This is a genomic window from Halopseudomonas phragmitis, assembly GCF_002056295.1.
Classification (GTDB): domain Bacteria; phylum Pseudomonadota; class Gammaproteobacteria; order Pseudomonadales; family Pseudomonadaceae; genus Halopseudomonas; species Halopseudomonas phragmitis.
In genome coordinates, this window is record NZ_CP020100.1 from 672,626 (window position 1) to 691,038 (window position 18,413).

Here is an 18,413-nt window from a genome sequence, read left to right on the forward strand (position 1 = left end):
GTCAGCGCTCTCCCCAGGTCAGGTGCAGGCGGGTGTGACTGATGGCTCGTGCGGCCTCCAGCTCGACATGCTGCAAACGGGTTTCAATAAGTTCACGACGCGCTTCAATCAGACTGTCCAGCTCCGCACGTCCTCCGCGATAGTCCGCCAGCGCCAGCTCAGCGCGCTGTTCAGCCAACGGCAGCATCTGCTGCGTGCTACGCACTTGGGCCAGTTCAAGCCGCCGGTATTGGCTCAGCTCGACCTCCAGCTCGTTTTCCAGGCGCAACCTAGCGCTGTCACGTTCGCGATCCAACGCCGCCAACTCTGCTTCGCGAGCGGCAATACGAGGCTGTTGCCGCCGACCGGAAAAGAGTGGCAAGCCAACGCTGACCTGAACACTGAACATGTCATCCAGCCCCATGCCACGTCGCTGGTACGCCAACTCCCAACCCCAGTCCGGTCGCCGATCCGCCTCAGCCAGCCGCACGGCCGCCTCGCGCTCACGCGCCAGCGGCCGGTACTGTGCCAGTTCCGGCTGCAGGGCCAGACGCGCCCGATAACCATTGAGGTCGAGCGGCCACTGCGGCCAATTGCCCAGTGTCTGTGCCGGCGCCTGCGCCCCCAGCCAGCGCCGCAACTGCGCACGCCACACCTCCTGTTCGCTCAACAACAGGTCTCGCCGCTGGTCCAGCCGAGCCCGTTCCAGAGCCGCCAGGGGTTGTACGGCCAATGGGCCGAGACCGCCCGCCAGGCGTGCGGCGATGGATGCCGCGAGCACATCGTTCTGAGCATAAAACTCGTCAAATAGCGCCAGTTGGCGCTGCAAGGCGTGCAAGCGCAGCCAGGCTTCAGCCACCTCCAGACGGACATTCAGGCGCTCCACTTCATACTCGGCCTGCACTCTTTCCACGGCGGCGCCAGCCAGTTCACGCTGGGCCTGGCGGCGAGCGCTATTGGGCACCTCCTGCATCAAGCCAATCATCTGCATGGTCATGCCGTCGGCGTTGAGACGACCGCGCCGATCGCCTTCGATCGGCACATTCTGCAGACCCAACGCCAGCTTCGGATCCGGTAACTGGCCGGCGGCCTGGGCCTCGCTACGCACGGCCAATTCGTTCAGGCGCCAGGCCTGCAGACTGGGGGCCTGCTGTTCAGCCAGGCTCAGGGCCTGTTCCAGGGTCATGGCCTGCAGCGGCAGGCTCAGACAGAACGCCAGGGCACTGCCAACAAGCAGACTCCGGCGACAAAAAGAGGGATTCAACATGATCGCAACTCTCTGGTGATCGCCGTGACAAGGCACGGCAGAACGTCAACGGTCAAGCCGTTGGTCCGGGGGTCACACAGGAGTCAGTGGCGCGGCGGGCGCCAGAGCGGGTAGTTCATGGCCGGGCTGGCGCCGGCATGAGTAGCGGGAACAAGTGTGTTCTTGGGCAGGATGCCGGACAACTGGCCTCCGCCCACCAGGGCAGCGGCACTCAACTGGCAATCCAGCCCGCTGTCACACAGCAACTCGGCGGTACTGCTCAGCCAGTCAGCAGTGCCCATGTCGGCACAGTCTTCATGCAGGCCGTGCATCATGACCGGCTCATCAACCAGGCACGCCTGGGCCGCAAGCAACGTCGCCGCCAGCGTATTGAACGACAGCAGCAAAGTCACCAGCAGAGCACCCAGACAAGCACGCAAGGCAGGCATCAGCAGTCCGACCATTCGGGATTGAGTTTCATACGGTAAAGACTAGCATCTTCACCAATCAATGGTTTGATCAAGATCAACGCCTAGGCGCTCACAACACTGGCGCAAACAGATAGGCCGCCCGGGCCGCTACCCGGTACCACAACGACAGCGAATCCAGATCGTCGCGGTGCATCAAGCGGGAGCGAGCAAAGTCCTGCTCGAACATCAGCTCGACCTCGCGGGCAAAAGCCGCATCAATAACCAGCGCGGTGACCTCGAAGTTAAGCCGGAACGAGCGATTGTCCAGATTGACCGTGCCCACCCCGGCGCCGACGTTATCGACCAAAAAGCTCTTGCCGTGCAAAAAGCCGCCCTCATAGCGATAAACCTTGACGCCGGCCTCCAGCAAGGGGCCAAGGAAAGCGTAGGCGGCAAAATACAGCAAGGGATTGTCCGGACGCTGGGGGATAAGAATACGGACATCCACCCCATTGATCGCCGCCAGCTTGAGCATCGACTGGACGCTCTCATCGGGTACGAAATAGGGGCTGGAAATCCAGATCCGCTGATGGGCCGAGTGAATCGCCTGCTGAACCATCAGACTGGCCGTTTCAAAACTGTCCGCCGGACCCGATGGCAGAATCAGCACCGGCGCCGCATGATGACTGGGTATGCTCGGCTCCCAGGGCAAATCGAGAATATCCTCGGTTGCCCAGTGCCAGTCCTCACAGAAAACCAGTTGCAACGCCAGCGCGGCCGGACCCTCGATCAACAAATGGGTATCCCGCCAAGGGCCGAGCCGGGCATGCCCTTGCAAATACTCATCTCCGACATTGAGGCCGCCAACCCAGGCCCGTGCACCGTCGGCGACGACAATCTTGCGGTGGTTGCGAAAGTTCAACTGCAGACGGTTGCCACGTCCTCGGGTCGAGTGAAAGTGATGCACCTGCACCCCGGCCTCACGCAACGCCTGCAGGTAGTCGGCCGGCAACGCATAACTGCCGATTTCATCATAGAGAAAAAACACCTCAACCCCTTGCCGGGCCTTGTCAATCAGGCGGGCCTGCAGGGCCATACCCAGTTCATCGGCGCGCACGATGTAAAACTGCACCAGAAGGTAGCGCTCGGCCGCCTCGATGCCGGCAAACAGACTGGCGAACGTGGCTTCGCCGTCAACCAGCAATGACACCTGATTGGCTTCAAGAAACGGCAGTTTGGCCAACCGCTCAACACCCGCCAGATGTTTATTGTCGTAGGCCAGCGTCGCCCGCTGACTTCGCAACTCGGTCATTTTCGCCATCAAGGCCTGGCTCAGCTCAGAATCCTCATCGCGCCGGGCGTTGACGTACCCCTGAAATTTGGTCCGGCCAAACACCCAGTAGGCCGGGACCGCGACATAAGGCATCGCATTAAGCGAGACAATCCAGGCCACCGCCCCCGGCGCCGTGCGGGTCGACATCATCGCATCCACCGATGAAACCAAGCCCATAATCTGAAACAGCGCCGCTACCATCAGCCAGCGGCGCCAGCGCCGACGTTTGGCTGGTGCTGTCACAAGATTCTCAGCCATCACCCGTACTCACCCCGGCTTGACGGCGCTATAAAGCGCCATGGTGCCGAACAGGGTATTGAAGGTCCTGGCCTGGGTTACCTCGACAAAGCCCGCTGCTTCAAACAGTGGTACCAGCCGGCCGGCCAGGTTGTCCCCGGTATTGGCAAAACCATCAAGCAACTGGATGAACAGGAACAGGCTACGCATCAGCGGGTTTTCGGGCTTGCCCCAGTCCGCGACATGCAACTGGCCGCCCGGCTTGATGATCCGAAACAGCTCCCGCGCAGTGCGCTGTTTTACCTCCCAGCTCAAGTGATGAAAGAACAGACTGGAGAGCACCCGATCAAACCGGGCATCGGCATAGGGCAAGGCCTGGGACATGGCCTGAGCAAAGTCGACACTGATCCCCGCCTTGTCGGCCTTGCGTCTGGCCAAGGTTAGAATCGCCGGGTCGGCATCCACTGCGCTCATGCTGAGCCTCGGATACTGCCGCTTGACCCAGACCGCCAAGGTTCCGGTGCCACAGGCCAGGTCCAGCACCTCCAATCCGGGAGCCAGACCGGCTTGTGCGATCAGCGCCTGTTTGACGCGCTTCTCACGCGTTGTAAGTCCCACCACAGCATCATAAAGTGGCGTCAAGCGATGAAACCCCAAAGCCGGGACAAACGTCGAGTCAGCGCGTTTCATCTACCCTCCTGGCGACACAAGAGCATGTCCTGAGCTTAGCCGAAATCCTCGTCATCGCTTCAGGGCTTGCCCTCCCCACGCCGACCGAGCTGCCAACGCGGCAGGAAGCGGGGAGTACGCGCCGCGTAGTCACGCCATTCATCCCCGAACTGGGCCGCTATTTCCGCTTCTTCAGCCACGGCCAAACGGGCATACATCCAGGCCAGGACCGGGAACATCGCCAAAGTAAGCAGTGTTGGCCACTGCAGCAGGAAGCCCAACATGATCAGCATAAACCCCAGGTACTGGGGGTGGCGAACATGGGCATACAGCCCACTGGTGGCCAACGCCTGCTGCTGTTGAGCGGCATAAAGAGTCCGCCATCCCTGGGCAATCAGGTAGAAGCCCAGGCCAATCAAGAGCAGACTGAGCAGATGAAATGGGCCGAAATGGGGAGCGCTTTGCAACCCGAACAGCATTTCCAGCAAATGCCCGCTGTCATGGGCGAACCAGTCGATCCCCGGATAGCGGCTTTGCAACCAACCCGCCAGGAAGAACAGAGTCAGGGGAAAACCATACATCTCTGCAAACAGCGCGACTAGGAACGCACTGAACGCGCCAAAGGATCGCCAGTCACGCCGCGTTTTCGGCTTGAAGAAACTGAAGGCAAAAAAGATAAAGATTGCCGAGTTGATAATCACCAGCCCCCACAACCCATATCCAGACGCATCAGAGTGCATGTCACTTCTCCCTGGGCTTGTGGGTATCATGACCCGAGTGGCCGTGGCCGCGATGCATGAAAATATGCATCAGCGGACAGGCCAACAGAATCAGCCAAGGCAGCGCACCCAATAGGTGGGCGCGATGTTCCTGCCATAAAAAAAACCCGGCGATCAGTGCAAATCCGGCAAACGCCAGCCAGTAACGCCTGGGACGAGGAAGGCCGGACAGCGCTCCGAGCTCGGACTGCTGACGACTAACAGGCTTATGCTTCATGAACACCTCCGGCCTGCCCGATGCGTGCAAAGCGCCGCTTGAGCAGCAACGAGTTACCGATGACCGACAACGAGCTGGCGGTCATCGCAATCACCCCGATCATTGGGTGCAACAATCCGACCGCGGCCATCGGAATGGCTGCGACGTTGTAGGCACTGGCCCAGATCAGGTTCTGTACGATCTTGTCGAAGGTCGAACGGGACAACTGCATGGCTTCAACCACGCCGGTCAGCTCACCACGCACCAGGGTTACATCGGCGGCCTCGATGGCCACGTCCGCGCCGGCCCCAATGGCAATACCGACATTGGCCTGTTTGAGCGCCGGCGCATCATTGATGCCATCTCCAACCATCGCGACATGGTTACCGTAGCGGGCCTGCAACTGGCGGATGGCATCGACCTTGCCCTCGGGCAGCACACCGGCCTGCACCTCATCGATTCCTACCTCCTCGGCTACCGCCCGGGCGGCACGTTCGTTATCGCCAGTGATCATCACCACATGCAATCCCAGCTTGTGCATGCCCCTGACCGCTTCAGCCGACTCGCCTTTGACGGTATCGGCCACTGCCACCAACCCCAGGGCCCGGCCATCACCGGCCACGATCACCACCGTGCAACCTCGCGCCTCCAGCCGTTGTAGCGACTCATCCAGGCTCTCAAGCGCGGTTATGCCCTGCTCCACGAGCAGCCGACGGTTGCCGATCAGAATCTGTTCGTCCCCGACCCGGCCTGCTACGCCCCGTGCACCAATGGAGCGAAACCCGGTCACCTCAGCGGCCGCCACTCCACGCTCACTGGCGCCATCGACGATGGCCCGGGCAATCGGATGTTCAGAGGCGTTTTCCACACTGGCGGCCAAGTGCAAAAGATGCTGTTCGGAAACCCCTGCCGCCGCCACAACCTCGGTCAGACGAGGCTCACCACGGGTAATGGTGCCGGTCTTGTCCAGCACCATGACCTTGATGTCCTTGAAGGTCTGGATCGCTTCACCGGAGCGAATCAGGATGCCGCGCTCGGCTCCAATCCCGGAACCGACCATCAGTGCAGTCGGCGTAGCCAGGCCAAGCGCACAGGGGCAGGCAATGACCAGCACCGCAACGGCGGCGAGGATGGCCAGCACCGGGCCGTCGGCTTGCGGGTTGACCCAGGGCAGGAATTGGGCACCCCAGTACAGGATCGGCCGCAGAGTTTCGGGAAACAGTAGCCAGGCGGCCAGGCTGAGCAGCGAGATCAGCACTACCAGAGGCACAAAACGTCCGGTCATGCGGTCGGCGAACTCCTGGATCGGCACACGCGAGCCCTGGGCCTGATCTACCAGACGAATCACCTGAGCCAGGAAGGTATCGCGTCCTACCCGGGTAGCCCTGACTCGCAAGCGCCCCTCTTTGTTGATGGTTGCACCAATTACCGGGCTGCCAACTTCCTTGTAGACCGGAACCGACTCGCCCGTTGCAATGGATTCGTCGACATGGCTTTCGCCTTCGACCACCTCACCGTCGGTGGGGACTTTGTCGCCCGGCCTGATCACCATGATGTCGCCAGGTTGCAGCTCTCCAACCGGCAACTCCAGCTCTGTGCCGTCGCGCTCGACCCGGGCAGTCTTGGCGCCCAGGGTCAGCAGCCGACGAATCGCCTGCGAGGCCCGGCCCTTGGCCTTGGCCTCAAGATAACGCCCGAGCAGGTGGAAGGTCATGATGGTCGCCGCCATTTCCATGAACGAGGTCATGGGAAAGATGAACCCCACCAGCCCTATGAAGTAGGGCGGCAGGCTACCTAGCGAAATCAGGACATCCATGTTCAGGGTACGGTTGGTAAGCGAGCGCCACGCTGCCTTGTGTGTGGCCGCGCCACCGAACAGAAAGACCACCGGAAAGGCCAGCACGGCCACCATGGCCAGATAGCCCGGCACTGGCTGCCAGAACATGTGCGGCACCATCAGCAACATGATCAGGGTGGCGGGAACCCCGGCAATCCACAACCGCCGACGCGCCTGCGCCAGATATTGCGCCTCAATCTCAGCCGCATCCGCCTCATCGGCCGCAGCCCCTCGGCGCACGGCAGCCACGTCATAGCCGGCGCGCTCCACCGCCTGCCGCAGCCGCTGTGAGTCGTCGGCCCCCGAGCGGACACTGACGCTAACGTGGTGACTGGCTATGTTGGTCCTAACCTCGGCAACCCCCTCAAGCCGCTGCAGGGTTTGCCTGACGATCCCGGCACAGTGGTCGCTACCCATGCCAGGTACTGTCAACTCATACTCGCTGATACTGCTCTCAATTGTGCTCATGACGGGCACTCCAGACACGGGTAGGGAACACCGACAGGCAGAGCCCAGCAGGCCCTGCCATGCGGTGTACGGTCAGTGATGCCCGGCGTGCTCGTCGTCTTCTGACGTCTCAGCCGCCGGCTCAACAGCCGTTACCGGACTGCCGCCACGCTCGCGCACACAATTGACCAGCATGTCGCGATGCGCTGCCGCCATCCGGTCATGCAGCGCCCCGACCTGCTCTGGATCAGGGCTATCCTGCGCCAGCAAGGCCTGCATCTGGCCCTTGAGCTCCTGCATCTCCTGCATCCGGGCCCGATGCTGTTCCGGCATGGCCGCATCGGCCATCCCGCCTTCCATCGGCATCTCGCCCATCATCATGCAGGGCCCCATACCCTGCTTCATCATCCCGCCGTGCTTGTCGTGCATCTGGTTCATCATGCCCTGGGCCAAGGCCATGAACGACGCTCCCGCCAGCCCGATAGCCAAGCTCAGGCCAACCATACGCTTACGTTGCAAACTCATCATGATCGCGCTCCCCACAGGCCTGCGCCTGCTAAATTACCTATGTGTGAAAACGCCCCGGACGGGGCCAGCCGGTCCCGCGGTGCCACTCAAGGCCGCAGGCGCTGGGTTAACAGGTAAAGGGGCCGCCTGGCGACGCGAGGGGATTGGCGCGCAATCGGCAGTACGGACACCACCGACCATTGGCAGACAGGGTTAGCCATCGGGAAGTAGTGCCCCGCACCAGGCTCGGTACGTTCGGCACGCGGCAAGAGCGCAGGAGCTAGATGTTCCGTGTCTTGATGGTGGCAGTCGGGCCGCTCATCGCTCAGCCACAGCGCAGCTCCGGACTCGAGCCCGGCGGTCTCGGACAAACGAGGCACATCGGCGTGGGACCCGACATGAGCCAAGGCCATCGGCGACGCCAGCAGCAACATCAACCACAGCAGCACCCTCCCAACCCATGGCGGGCAGGGTGAACGCGTAGTGCTGAAGACATCCAAAGGCATGGACATAGGCGTCTCTCGGCTTAGTACAGATTTACTCTACACCCTTGAACTGTCGGACCCTTGATACAGATCAAGATAGCCGTACATCGCCCAGCCCGCCGATTCTGTCGGGCAGTTGGGCATCGCCAGCCAATCGGTTAAACTGTGCGCTTGATTTCCCGCCATGCCGAGTGGCACCCAGAGCACTGTTTAATGCCTAGCACCTTCCACGAAATACCCCGTGAACGCCCCAGCACGCCCTTGCTGGACAGCATTGACGACACCGCACGCCTGCGTGAGCTGGACGAAGAACTGTTGCCGGTACTGGCCGATGAACTGCGGGCGTTCCTGCTCTGGACAGTGGGCCAGACTGGCGGTCATTTCGGCGCGGGGCTTGGCGTGGTCGAACTCACCGTTGCTCTGCATTATGTCTACCAGACCCCGGAAGACCGGCTGATCTGGGACGTTGGCCATCAGGCCTATCCACACAAGATCCTGACCGGTCGGCGCGAGCAGATGGCGACCCTGCGCCAGAAAGACGGCCTGGCGGCCTTCCCGCGCCGCTGCGAAAGCCCATATGACACCTTCGGCGTCGGTCACTCCAGTACCTCGATCAGCGCCGGGCTGGGCATGGCCCTTGCCGCCCGCCTTCAAGGGCTCGAGCGCCGCACGGTCGCAGTCATCGGCGATGGCGCACTGACCGCCGGCATGGCCTTCGAGGCGCTCAACCATGCCTCCGACGTCGAGCCCGACATGCTGGTCGTGCTCAACGACAACGACATGTCGATCTCGCGCAATGTCGGAGGCATGTCCAACTACCTGGCCAAGATCCTGTCCAGCAGCACCTACGCGCACATGCGCGAAGGCAGCAAGAAGGTCCTGTCGAAGATTCCCAAGGCCTGGGAGCTGGCGCGACGCACCGAGGAACACGCCAAGGGCATGCTGGTGCCCGGCACCCTGTTTGAGGAACTGGGCTGGAACTACATTGGCCCGATCGATGGCCATGATCTGCCGACCCTGATCACCACCCTGCGCAACATGCGCAGCCTCAAGGGTCCGCAGTTCCTGCATGTGATCACCAAGAAAGGCAAGGGCTTCTCACCGGCCGAAGCCGACCCGATCGGTTACCACGCCATCACCAAGCTCGAGCCCAAACCGGCCAGTAACGGCATGAGCAAGCCAAAGTTCTCCAACGTGTTCGGCCAGTGGCTGTGCGACATGGCCGCCGAGGACTCACGGCTGATTGGCATCACGCCTGCCATGAAGGAAGGCTCGGACCTGATTGCCTTCAGCGAGCGCTTCCCCGAGCGTTACTTCGATGTAGCGATTGCCGAACAGCATGCCGTGACTCTGGCCGCCGGCATGGCCTGTGAAGGCGCCAAGCCGGTGGTAGCGATTTATTCGACCTTCCTGCAACGGGCCTACGATCAGTTGATCCATGATGTCGCAGTGCAGGATCTGGACGTACTGTTCGCCATCGACCGCGCCGGTCTGGTTGGCGAAGACGGCCCCACCCACGCCGGCAGCTTCGACCTGTCATATCTGCGCTGCCTGCCCAACATGCTGGTCATGGCCCCGGCCGACGAGAATGAAACCCGGCAGATGCTGACCACCGGTTATCTGCACAACGGCCCGGCGGCGGTACGTTACCCGCGCGGCACTGGCCCCGGCGTGGCGATCGATCCCGAGCTCAAACCCCTGCCAATCGGCAAGGGCGTTATCACCCGCCAGGGCAGCCGGGTCGCCATTCTGTGCTTTGGCACCCTGCACGCCAACGCGCTGCTGGCCGCCGAATCACTGGATGCCAGCGTCGCCAACATGCGCTTCGTCAAACCGCTGGACGGCGAACTGATCCGCCAACTCGCCAGCAGCCATGAACTGCTGGTTACGGTTGAAGAGAACGCCGTGATGGGTGGCGCCGGCAGTGCCGTCAACGAGTGGCTGCACGCTGAAGGCCTCAACATTCCGGTGCTCAACCTGGGCCTGCCGGACAGTTATGTCGAGCATGCCAAACCTCGGCAAATGCTGGCCGAGTGCGGACTGGACGCCGCCGCTCTGGAACAGCGCATCCGCCAACGCCTGAGCAGCCTGACCAGCGACGACCAGCCATCGGCTGCGCTTGACCCGGTCAGCGCAAAGTCATAGAGTCCCCCCGCTTCCAGAAGTACTGGGTGCCCGGCCTGGCTTGATCAAGCCACCGGGTGAAACGGGAAGTCGGTGCAACCCCGACGCTGCCCCCGCAACGGTAAAGGATCGCAGGCTAACACCTGCAGGGAAACCACAACGCCACTGTGCTTTTACGGCATGGGAAGGCGGTTTCTTCACATCCTGAGCCCGGAGACCGGCCCAGTATTCCAGGGAACGCCCTTATGGCGTTCCCAGGGGAGCTGCTGAAAACGTCAGCGAGGCAGGCAAGACAAGGCCATTTTTAACGCCGTATTGCCAACGCAGCTAGTTTTCAGGGGCTCACCTGCTGAGGTGCCGCGGAGGGCGGCACTGGTCAGCGTGCGGCCGCCCCCGGTGCATTGCGCCGACCGCCCTCCTGACTTCCCGCCCTCCTCAAAAGCCTGACCTTTTGAGGACCGATAATGAAAAAATTTCTGCCCCTGACTCCTGCCCTGCTGGCCGCCAGCATCGTCCAGGCCAATACCGCCATCGACCTGCCGGATACCGTGATCACTGCTTCGCGGATTGAGCAGCCTCGCGAAGCCGCCCTGGCGGCCAACAGCGTGTTTACCCGTACCGATATCGAGCGCCTGCAGGCCCGCAGCGTTCCGGAATTGCTCAGCCGGGTACCGGGCCTGCAGCAGAACAACAATGGCGGGATTCCGGCCTACTTCCTGCGCGGCAGCAACACCGCGCAAACGCTGGTTCTGGTCGACGGTCAGCGCATTGCCTCCACGACCAGCGGCATTGCTCGCCTGGACTACCTGAATATCGATAATATCGAGCGGGTCGAGGTCATTCGTGGCCCACGCTCCTCGCTGTATGGTGCCGACGCCATCGGCGGCGTTATTCAGATCTTCACCCGCCAGGGCGAGCCCGGCCTCAACCCCAGCGTGCGCCTGGGCTTTGGCAGCAACCATACAGTTGAGCGCAACCTGACCCTCAGCGGCGGTGACCAGCAGACCCGCTACATGCTTGGCGCCACCCTGGATGAAAGCCGTGGCTTCGACCGCACCACCGACAAGCAGGGCAATGACCGTGACCGCGACGGCCAGCGCAACAAGGCGCTGATGCTGCGTCTGGACCACAGTTTCAATGCTGACTGGCAAGCCGGGCTCAGCCTCAACGACCAGCGTGGCAAGAACGAATTCGACGATGCCTATGAATTGTTCCCCGGCTTTCCCGAAGACCAGTTCCGGGTCAGCAGCTATAACGGCCACCTGCAAGGTCAGTTGACCGAGATCTGGCAAAGCCGCCTGGAGCTCGGCCAAAGCTATGACCGCAACAAGACGGTTGGCTCCGGCAGCCCATGGAACGATGGCCGCATCGAAACCACCCGGCATTCAGCCAGTTGGCTCAACCACCTGCAACTCAGCCCGGAACAGCGCCTGAGCGTTGGCAGCGACTGGCACCGCGACCGCCTGTCCTCGACCAACGCCTACACCAAGACGCGCCGGGAGAATCTGGCCGGTTTCATCCAGCACAGCTGGACCCAGCAGAACTTTGCCACCGAACTGGGTGTGCGCCACGACGACAACCAGCACTTCGGCAATCACAGCAGCTGGAACGCCGCGCTGGCCGTACCGGCTGGCGACCGCCAGCAATGGATTCTGAGCTACGCCGAAGGCTTCCGCGCCCCCACCTTCAATGACCTGTATGCGCCTCCGGGCTGGGGCGGCAACCCGGACCTGGATCCCGAGCGGTCAAAAAGCTGGGAACTGCAATGGCGCGCCGAAGTGCTCGACAGCCAGCTCGAAGCCTCGCTGTATCGCAACGACATCAAGGACCTGATCACCTGGAATAGCAGCACCTTCCAGATGGACAACATCAACAAGGCCCGCGTCAACGGCTTCGAGGCCGCCATCAGCCGCGACCTGTTCGGCTGGTCGAGCCGCACTGCCATCAGCTTCATCGACCCACGCGACCGGGCCACTGGCAAAACCTTGCAACTGCGCGCCCGCCGGCACCTGAGCCTGGATTTGGATCGCAGCTTTGGCGACCTGTCCTTTGGCAGCACCTGGCAGCTGTTCAGCCAGCGCTACACTGATCCGGCCAACAGCGACACCCTGGCCGGTTACGGCACCCTGGACCTGCGCGCCAGTTGGCGAGCCAGCCCGGCGCTGCGCTGGGACCTGAAGCTGAGCAATGTGCTGGACCGCGACTACCACCTGGGCACCTACTCACGTCCCACGGGTTTCTGGCCGGCGCCGTCGATTGACCACCCCTACCGCGAACAGGGTCGCAGCGCCTTGCTGGCCGTGACCTGGACTCCACAGCTGTAACCACCCTGCAACTGACGGCCCGATCTGACTCGGGTCGTCAGTTGGTCGCCTGCGGCTTGCCGCGCCAAGCACCAGTTAAGGCATAATGCGCGCTTGGTTTTCATCGCATCGGATGCCGCATGTTCTTCACCGACGAGCGCCAGCACTTCTTCCGCCCGCTCACCAGCAAATACCGCGAACAGATCGTCGAATGCCTGCGCCTGCTGCACGAGCGGCTGTACAGCGCCCGCGCCGACTATGGCGAATCACCGCGCCGCGATCAGGTCCTGGATATCTTCTGCGAAGCCCTGGAGCGTGCCCCGCTGCTCGATGGCGATGACCAGGACAGCGGCCGGTTCAAGAACAACCGCGAGCAGGCCAACTGGATTCTCAACAGCCTGATCGAGCATGGCTGGCTGGAGCGCCAGGTCGACCAGGCCAGCTTTCAGTCCAGCTACCCGTTCAGCCGCCTGGGCCGGCTGTTCACCCTGCCGCTAGTCGAGGCCGACGGGCGCAGTGTACGCACCCGCCACCGCAATACCCGCAACACCCTCAACGCCCTAAGCGCCTTCGCCGAGCATGGCGAAGTCTACGACCTGCTCGATGCCCATGAATACTCCGAGCGGATCATCGCCGACTTCAGCGACATCATTGCCGAGCTGGAAGAGCGCAAGCGCGAACTGGTACGCGAGGTTGAAGCCCGGCAACTGGTACAGCAGGCCAGCGACCAGTTCTTCGAATTCATGGAGCGACGCTTTCAGCCCGACCTGGCCATTCGCCTGTCGGCCGACAGTGTCGAACGTCACCGCGAGCGCATCCTCGAGCTGCTCGAACGGATTCGGCGCAAACCCAGGGACTGGAAAGCCCATGCCGAACGCGAACTGCGGCGCCTGGCCCCTGACCTGCTGAGCGATGAGCGCAGCTCGGTGCTGTGGCAATTGCTCGATGCGATCGACAGCCGCCTGCGCAATGCCTCGGACATCATGCTGCCAGCCCTGCGCAAGACCTTGCAGAGCTTTACCCAGCGCGCCGACCTGATCATCCGCCAGCTCAGCTACCTGCACAGCCAGCAGCACAGCGACATCGTTGGCCTGTGCCGGGAGTTGTCCAATCTGCCCGAAGCCGAGCAGAGCGCCCGCCTGCAAGCCGCCGGCGAGCTCATGGCCGGCGTCGGTCTGGGCCTGCTCGACCCCGGCCAATTGCGCCTGCGCGAGCGCCGCGAGCGGCCACCAGTGCAAAGCCTGATGAGCGACCCCGGCGCCCCGGATGACGACACCCTGCACGAACTGGCCACCCAGCAGCGCCTGGACAAGGCCTTCAACATCAACGCCAGCGGCCTGCGCGACTACCTGCGCAACGCCCTGGCCGGGCGCCAGCGAATCGACAGTCGTGACCTGCCGATCACCAGCGCCAGCGATCTGCTGGCACTCAGTCACCTGATCGAACTGGCCGGCGCCGAACATGCCGCCCGCGGCCTGCAGGTACGCATCGAGCCCAGTGGCCAGACGATTACCGACGAAACCTATTTCAGCCGCCGCGACGGCTTCATTATCGAACTGGAACACGACGACCATGCGTGAAGCCCTGAACGCCCAACTGGCCGAACGCGGCCTGAGCAGTGAGGAGTTTTCCGAGCTGATGATCCGCCTGCTTGATCGCGGTGTGCTGTGCCGTGACGACAGCAAGCGTGAGGCCGAGCTCTATGACCGCTTCTTGCAGGTACGCGAACTGGTCGAGGATTACCTTGAGATACTGCGCATCCGCCTGCTGCACGAGCCGCGCTTCAACCTGCTGCGGCTGTTCCCACCCGGTGCCGAAGTGCCCGGCCTGGCTGACAGCGACGACGATTTTCGCACCGGCCTGCGCCAGCGCCTGAACCAACAGGAAGTGGCCCTGATCCTGGTGCTGCGCGCCGAATACGACAAGGCCCTGCGCGAAGGTCAGGTCGACGAGCAGGGCCAGGTGCTGCTGACCCTGGAAGCCCTCAACCTCAGCAGCCGCAACCTGCTGGGCAAACCGCTGCCGGAAAGTCTCAGCGAGCGCCAGGCGCTGTTGCGCCGCCTTCGCCAACTGCGACTGATCCGCAGCCCCGGTGACAACAGCAGTGAAGAGGATGCCTGGCTGCTGATCCGCCCCGGCATTCTCAGCCTGGTCACCGACAGCGCCCTGAATCAACTGGCCAGCCCCGAGGCCGACGACCTGGACGAGGACGCGCCCTGATGTATCTGAAACGCTCAATCACCGTGAACTGGGGCAACCTGCCGGTCGAAGAACTGGAGTACGGCCCGGTCAACCTGTTTTCCGGCGGCAACGGCTCGGGCAAGACCACCGCCGCCGATGCCCTGCAAACCCTGATGACCGCCGCCCACGACAACCTGTTCAACTACAACCCCGGGCAGGACGAAACCACCCAGCGTGGGCGCGGCGGCAAGCAGGTGCGGACCCTGGCCTCCTACGTGCTGGGCTGTGACGATGGTGCCTACGCCCGGCCCTGGGATACCGACGGCTACATCGCCGGCGTGTTCCACCCGACCCAAGGCGAAAGCGCCGAGCCCTTTACCGCAGTCATCGGCGTGCGCGCCCACCTCGACAGCGCCGGCAGCAGCCGCCAGGCTCGCCAGAACGAACTGCTGCTGATGATCGTTCCCGGTGAAATGCTGTCGCTGTCGCATCTAGTGCGCGAGGCCGACGACGGCCGCCACGTGGTCCCGGTTACCGAACTCCCGACCCTGTTGCGCCGCCAGTTCGGCAAGGCCGGCGTCGAACTCTACGAGCGCAAAAGCGCCTATCTGGCCCGGCTGTATGGCGCACTGCGCGGGCGCCGTGATGCGGTATCGATACGCGAGGCCAAGAATGCCGCACGCACCTTCGCCAACTTCATGGCCTACAAACCGGTCAAGTCGATCGACCAGTTCGTCGCCGAAGAAGTACTGGAAGCCCGCGACTTTGGCGACACCATCCGGCGGATTCGCGAACTGCTGCGCACCGTGCACGGCATGGAGCAGGAAGCCGGCCGCTTGCGTGATGCCGTGGCCCTGCTCCAGCAGTCACGCGATCAGGCCGACCAGTACCTGGAAGGCTGGCTCGAGCGCACCGGGCTCGACTATGCCGCCGCAGCCCAAACCTGGCGGCAGAATCAGAAACAGTATCTGGCGGCCAAGGACGAACAGCGCCAACTGGCGGCGCGCCTGGCCAGCAATCTCGACGAACAGCGCCTGACCAACGAGCGCCTGGAGCAGGCCCATCAGGAGCTGGTGCAACTGGAAGCCCGGCGCCAGGGCATCCCGGCCCTGCACAACAAGGACCAACTGGAAAGTCGCCAGCGCCAGCTGCATGAGCAGTTACAGACCGGGGTCGCCCCGCTGCTGCAACAGGCCCGCCAGCGCGACCAGAACGTCGCAGCCCTGCGCAGCCTGCAGCAACTGCTCAGCCAGCACAGCTTGGGCCTGGAACTGCCGCAACTGGCCAGCCGTGGCTGGCGGGAAACCAGCCAGGCAGTACTGACCGCCGAACAGCAACCAGTGGCCGATCTCAACCAGTTGCTGGCCCGCGACTGGATCGACCTCAGCCCGCTGGATGCCGGCCTGGACGCCATTCGCAGCCAGCAGCACAGCCACAACCTGCTGGCCGAACACCTGTACGCCGAGGGCAGCGACGGCATCAGTCTGCTGCAGAAGGTTGACCGGCTGGGCCAGGAGCGCGCCGCCGCAGTCACCAGCCTGGAGCGCCAGGTCAGCCAGTGCGAACAACAGATCAGCACCCTGCGCGCCAGCCGGGTCAGCTATCCCGGTTATGTCGAAGACGCCCTGCGCGCCATTCGCCAGCAGTGCCCGCAGGCCGACCCGCGGGTCCTGTGCGATTATGTCGAAGTGCTCGACCCGGACTGGCAAATGGCGATCGAGGGCTATATCGGCGGCAGCCGCTTCGCCATTCTGGTCGAACCGGCCTTCGAGGCCGAAGCCATCCGTATCGTCCGCCAGCTCAGCAGCCGCGAACGCAACCGCGCCCGGGTGATTCAGGGCGACAAGGCCCGCCAGGATGCCGAACGGCTCAGCGTACCGGAGGATTCGATCCTCAAGGTCATGCGCTTTGGCCACAAGATTGCCGAGTACTACCTGCGCGCCTCCTATGCCGGGGTACAGCGTGTCGAGCATGCCGATGCGCTGCGCCAGACCCGCCGCGGCATCACCCGCGAAGGACTGGGTTCGGGCAACTATGCGCTGTTCCGCTGCGATATCGACGACAGCCAACTGGTGTTCGGTGCCGAAGCCCGCGAGCGCAATCTGCGTGCCCAGGAAAGCCAGCTGGAACAGTTGCACCTGCAACGTCACGCCCTGCGTCAGCAACAGCAGGCACTGCAGCAACTGGCCCAGTTGCTGAACCAGATCAAACCACTGGACTACGCGGCCCGGGCCAGCGCTCTGCTCGATTGCCAGCGCCAGCTCCGCGAACTCGAACAGCAACTGGACAGTCTCGATCTGGGCAGCCACGGCGACCTGGACGACCAACAGTCGCGAGTCAACCAGCGCTACCGCGAACTCGAACAACGCCAGCGCGAACTGCTCGAAGAGCATGGCCGGCTGGACGAAAAACACCGCCAGCTCAGCCAGCGGATCAACCAGCTGGCCGACCAGAGCGACACCCTGCTGGAAGCCAAGGACGCTGCCGAACAGCATCTGCTGGAAGCCGCCAGCGGCCTGCCCGGCCTGGATCCGCAGCAGCGCCTGGAGCAGCTCGACGCCATGCTAGAACAGGCCCACAGCCCCTTCGACTTCGTCGCCGACAGCGCCACCCTGACCACTCGTCTGCACCAGCAGGCGATCAGTCTGGAGCGCGCCATCGAGCAGTACAACCAGCAGTCCCAGCCGGCTGACCAGTTGCTGCACGACTGCGCCGACGAACTGCACAGCCTTGGTTTTTTCCGCCATATCGGCGGCCTGCAGCGCCAGCTCGACAACCTCTACAATCGCCTGCGCAACAACGTCCTGCTGGAAAAGCAGAACCAGCTGGCCAGCCTGCGCGACAGCTTCAACACCACCTTCGTCAGCGACCTGTGCCATGAAATCCACCAGGCCATCAACGACGGCCGGCGGATTCTGGAACAACTGAACCTGGAGCTGGAACACCACCAGTTCGGTGCCGACCGCGAGCGCTTCCAGTTCGACTGGGACTGGTTGCCCGAATACAAGGAATACTGGGATTTCTTCCAGGAAGTAATGCAGATGCCCAACCTGGGTGATGGCGCCAGCCTGTTCGACAGCAATCTGTCCGAACGCGCCGCCAGCATCCGCGACCGGCTGCTGTCGCTGCTGCTCGATGGTGACGAGCAGCAGGCCCTGCGCGAGCTGGAGCGGCTCAGCGACTACCGCCGCTACCGCCGCTACGACATTCTCAAGCACCCCCAGGGCAAGCCGGCGATCCGCCTCAGCGAATACGGCACCGGCTCAGGTGGGCAGTTGGAAACCCCGGCCTATATCATTCGCGCCGCCGCCGTGACCAGCGCCTTCCGCTTCAATGAGGGCGACAGCCACCTGCGCATGGTGATCGTCGATGAAGCCTTCATGCACATGGACGAAACCCGCTCACGCGAGGTGATCGGCTACTTGACCGAAACCCTGGGGCTGCAACTGATCTTCATCATGCCGACCAGCAAGGCCGGTCCCTTCCTCGACCTGATCAGCAACCAGTTCGTGTTCAGCAAGGTGCCCAGCCGTCAGCCGGTCGGTGAACTCAACACCCGGGTACTGCTCGACCGGCAACAACTCAACCGCGAAAGGGTGGCCGAGCTGTGGGCCCAGCATCGACGAGTCATCCGCCAGCAGGGGATGCTGGACTTTATGGAAGAACTGGTTTGAGTGACC

The 18,413-nt window shown here is 62.9% G+C and carries 13 protein-coding genes and 1 riboswitch; of the genes, 5 read left to right on the forward strand and 8 right to left on the reverse strand.

Going from position 1 to position 18,413, the window contains the following annotated elements:
• Position 1: 1 nt before the first annotated feature.
• The 8 genes from BVH74_RS03050 to BVH74_RS03085 form a co-directional block, all read right to left on the reverse strand.
• Positions 2-1,246 (reverse strand): TolC family protein, encoded by a 1,245-nt coding sequence (locus tag BVH74_RS03050; RefSeq protein ID WP_080048651.1) that lies wholly within the window; start codon positions 1,244-1,246, stop codon positions 2-4.
• A gap of 83 nt (positions 1,247-1,329) precedes the next feature.
• Positions 1,330-1,674, reverse strand: a complete 345-nt coding sequence (locus BVH74_RS03055) for a hypothetical protein (RefSeq protein WP_131038232.1) — start codon at positions 1,672-1,674, stop codon at positions 1,330-1,332.
• A gap of 91 nt (positions 1,675-1,765) precedes the next feature.
• Positions 1,766-3,226: a cardiolipin synthase gene (cls, locus tag BVH74_RS03060; RefSeq protein WP_080048653.1), complete on the reverse strand. Its 1,461-nt coding sequence runs from the start codon at positions 3,224-3,226 to the stop codon at positions 1,766-1,768.
• Between the two features lie 9 nt (positions 3,227-3,235).
• A complete protein-coding gene (locus BVH74_RS03065; protein WP_080048654.1) occupies positions 3,236-3,895 on the reverse strand; it encodes a class I SAM-dependent methyltransferase in 660 nt (219 codons plus the stop codon).
• A 59-nt stretch (positions 3,896-3,954) separates the two neighbouring features.
• Entirely contained in the window at positions 3,955-4,614 is a 660-nt protein-coding gene (locus BVH74_RS03070) for a methyltransferase family protein (protein WP_080048655.1), read from the reverse strand.
• Between the two features lies 1 nt (position 4,615).
• A complete protein-coding gene (locus tag BVH74_RS03075; RefSeq protein WP_080048656.1) occupies positions 4,616-4,870 on the reverse strand; it encodes a DUF2933 domain-containing protein in 255 nt (84 codons plus the stop codon).
• Positions 4,860-7,154 carry a heavy metal translocating P-type ATPase gene (locus BVH74_RS03080; RefSeq protein ID WP_155121690.1) on the reverse strand — a complete coding sequence of 765 codons (2,295 nt, stop codon included), beginning with the start codon at positions 7,152-7,154 and terminating at the stop codon, positions 4,860-4,862. The genes BVH74_RS03075 and BVH74_RS03080 overlap by 11 nt, the downstream gene beginning before the upstream one ends.
• Positions 7,155-7,226: 72 nt before the next feature.
• The gene (locus BVH74_RS03085; protein WP_080048658.1) at positions 7,227-7,661 is read right to left on the reverse strand and encodes a hypothetical protein; all 435 of its coding nucleotides are present in this window, start codon (positions 7,659-7,661) and stop codon (positions 7,227-7,229) included.
• Positions 7,662-8,338: 677 nt separating this feature from the next.
• Between BVH74_RS03085 and dxs the strand changes: the two genes are divergently transcribed.
• The 5 genes from dxs to BVH74_RS03110 all read left to right on the forward strand — a co-directional run bounded on the left by dxs (position 8,339) and on the right by BVH74_RS03110 (position 18,407).
• The gene (gene dxs, locus BVH74_RS03090; RefSeq protein WP_080048659.1) at positions 8,339-10,270 is read left to right on the forward strand and encodes a 1-deoxy-D-xylulose-5-phosphate synthase; all 1,932 of its coding nucleotides are present in this window, start codon (positions 8,339-8,341) and stop codon (positions 10,268-10,270) included.
• 7 nt (positions 10,271-10,277) lie between these two features.
• A riboswitch (cobalamin riboswitch) is annotated at positions 10,278-10,489 on the forward strand.
• A gap of 224 nt (positions 10,490-10,713) precedes the next feature.
• On the forward strand, positions 10,714-12,573 hold the full coding sequence (locus BVH74_RS03095) for a TonB-dependent receptor domain-containing protein (RefSeq protein ID WP_080048660.1): 1,860 nt from the start codon (positions 10,714-10,716) through the stop codon (positions 12,571-12,573).
• A 119-nt stretch (positions 12,574-12,692) separates the two neighbouring features.
• Entirely contained in the window at positions 12,693-14,132 is a 1,440-nt protein-coding gene (locus BVH74_RS03100) for a Wadjet anti-phage system protein JetA family protein (protein ID WP_080048661.1), read from the forward strand.
• Complete coding sequence (locus BVH74_RS03105; RefSeq protein WP_080048662.1) at positions 14,125-14,772, forward strand: DUF4194 domain-containing protein; 648 nt, start codon at positions 14,125-14,127, stop codon at positions 14,770-14,772. The genes BVH74_RS03100 and BVH74_RS03105 overlap by 8 nt, the downstream gene beginning before the upstream one ends.
• Positions 14,772-18,407: an ATP-binding protein gene (locus BVH74_RS03110; protein ID WP_080048663.1), complete on the forward strand. Its 3,636-nt coding sequence runs from the start codon at positions 14,772-14,774 to the stop codon at positions 18,405-18,407. The genes BVH74_RS03105 and BVH74_RS03110 overlap by 1 nt, the downstream gene beginning before the upstream one ends.
• Positions 18,408-18,413 lie beyond the last annotated feature (6 nt).